The organism is Streptomyces sp. NPDC044061, from assembly GCF_056434305.1.
In genome coordinates, this window is sequence record NZ_JBWKFL010000163.1 from 1 (window position 1) to 1,868 (window position 1,868).

A 1,868-nucleotide genomic window follows, 5' to 3' on the forward strand; every position below is an offset into this window, starting at 1 on the left:
GGGCGGCACCCGGGGAGGCGGCAGCGGCAACACCCAGGGCGGCACCCAGGGCTGATAGTTGATGGGCCGGCACCTCGCGGATACAACCTCCATGCGGTGCCGGTTTGGCGTGCACGGCGACTTGCTCTCGAACCACTGCTGGGGTTGGTGTGTGGGTGATGGCGTCTCCGATGCCGAGCAGCCCGGTCACGACGGGCCCCATGTCGGTGACGAGGAAGGTTGCCTGTCGTGTGCACTTCCGAGATCTCTTCGGGTTTCAGCACCAGTCATACGGCGATGACGGGGAGCGTCCGGAGCACTTGCGGATTCCGCAGCACGCCGTGAGTGGAGATGCGGTGATTCTCCACCGCCACCGCATTGCGGCAGCCATCCTGGGCGAGTTCGTGGATCACGCTGACCGCCGCCCTCGGGCGTCGAGAACCGGGTGCGCATCGTCTCGAGATGAACCGCCCCCATGTCACCCTGTACCTCGGCGGCTCTGGGACACCGGCCTGTCCCCCGGGCGTCCTCCTCTCAGGTGACGAGGAGTCCGTGGGCAGTCAGGGCGCATCCGGTCAGGCGCAGGGCGACGAAGACGGCAGACAGCACAAGGGGCGTGCCCGCACGGACGCTCCGGGGGGAAAGACGTGCTCTCATGTGCCCCTGCTGGAAACTCGCTCCGTCGGGTGAGGTGGCGGGGCGGCGCTCTGACGGGGCGGCTTACTGAGGGAGCCTCGGTGTCTGCAGTCCCAGGTAGCCCAGGTAAACCGCGCCGGCCCGCTTGATCGCGCTCATCGCCGTGTCGGAGGCGGCGATGACAGCAGACAGGCCGATCACCGCGGCGATGGCGTGGGACCAGCTGTCACCGTTCGGGTGCGGGCGCTTAACAACACTTCGGGACTTGAGCGCCGAGAGACAGACCACGAGGTGCGAGGAGCCTTTGCGTTCATCGACGGGTATCGAGATCTGGCCCCCGTAGTAGCTACCCTGCTTGCCTGCGAACCCCACGGCGCTCGAGTACTTGTTCACGTGGCCCATGTGCCAGCCGGCTTCTTCCGCGTCGCTGGTATCGAAATAGCGGGTCCCGCTCTCTTGGAGCTTCACTGGATCGTTCGTCCCGGTCCGCAGCGTTGCGATTAACCGTGACAGCAGCTGCCGAGTGACGGTGAAGCGAATCGACGCTCGGTCACCCCTGGGTAGGCACCGAAGTCCTTGTATGCGATGTCATGGGCGCCCGCGGGCACCTTGAGGGCAAAGCTGTGCAGCACCTCGCGCAAAGGCCGCGGGGGTGCGAAACCAATCAAAGGGCCACGCCCACACCACAGCCGCCGCCATCGTCGCTCCAGCCAGAGCAACCACATGGTGCCTGTGCGTCGCCGCGGCGCCGCGCCCGTCTGCGTCATAGCCGCCCACTGAAGTGGGACGGAACCCTACCCTGCTGTGAGAGCACTCGTAGCCCCCTCGCCCAGGCGGGGCTGTACCGCCCTGGAGGGGTGGGGGCGTCGTCTGCCTGCCGGATCGGGCACAGGGCAGGGCGCCTGGGGGCTGGAGTGGTGCGCGGCAGCGGTGCTCAAACCAAACCGGCACCTCGCGGAGGTTGCCTCCGCGAGGTGCCGGCCCATCAACTGTCAGCCCTGGGTGCCACCCTGGGTGTTGCCGCTGCCGCCACCCTGCGTCCCGCCCTGAGTGTTGCCGCTGCCGCCACCCTGCGTCCCGCCCTGAGTGTTGCCGCTGCCGCCACCCTGCGTCCCGCCCTGAGTGTTGCCGCTGCCGCCACCCTGCGTCCCGCCCTGAGTGTTCCCGCTCCCGCCACCCTGCGTCCCGCCCTGAGTGTTCCCGTTCCCGCCACCCTGCGTCCCGCCCTGAGTGTTGCCGCTGCCGCCACCCTG

General features: G+C 68.3%; 2 protein-coding genes. Both read right to left on the reverse strand.

The annotated features are described in order from the left end of the window. Positions 1-699: 699 nt before the first annotated feature. Entirely contained in the window at positions 700-1,083 is a 384-nt protein-coding gene (locus tag AC07CM_RS50815; RefSeq protein ID WP_478883344.1) for a hypothetical protein, read from the reverse strand. A gap of 524 nt (positions 1,084-1,607) precedes the next feature. Beyond that, positions 1,608-1,868, reverse strand: a 261-nt coding sequence (locus AC07CM_RS50820; protein ID WP_478883345.1) for a hypothetical protein, incomplete at its 5' end; no start/stop codon positions are given.